We start from the raw sequence: 256 nt of genomic DNA, 5'->3' as shown, positions 1-256 counted from the left end.
AGCAGCGAGAACTCTGGGGGTAAGCCGCAAGGGCATCTTCTGGCGGGTTGCATTGCCACTTGCCCGGCCTGCCGTGGCGGTCGGTGTCAGTCTGGCCTTGATGGAAACATTGAACGATGTGGGGGCTGCCGAGTTCCTGGGCGTTCGCACATTGACCGTTTCGATTTATACGACCTGGATAACGCGTTCCGATCTGCCTGGTGCAGCCCAACTTGCACTCGCTCTTCTGTTTCTGGTTGTTGCTCTCGTTTCAATC

The 256-nt window shown here is 57.0% G+C and carries 1 protein-coding gene; it reads left to right on the top strand.

The annotated features are described in order from the left end of the window. The coding region (locus tag SB822_RS58835) for an ABC transporter permease subunit (protein ID WP_410859340.1) at positions 1-256 on the top strand (256 nt) is incomplete at both ends.

This window comes from Paraburkholderia sp. SIMBA_054 (genome assembly GCF_046534875.1).
In the GTDB taxonomy this organism is placed as follows: domain Bacteria; phylum Pseudomonadota; class Gammaproteobacteria; order Burkholderiales; family Burkholderiaceae; genus Paraburkholderia; species Paraburkholderia hospita.
Note: the sequence above shows the minus strand (reverse complement) of the source record. Positions and strands in the feature narration are given on the sequence as shown.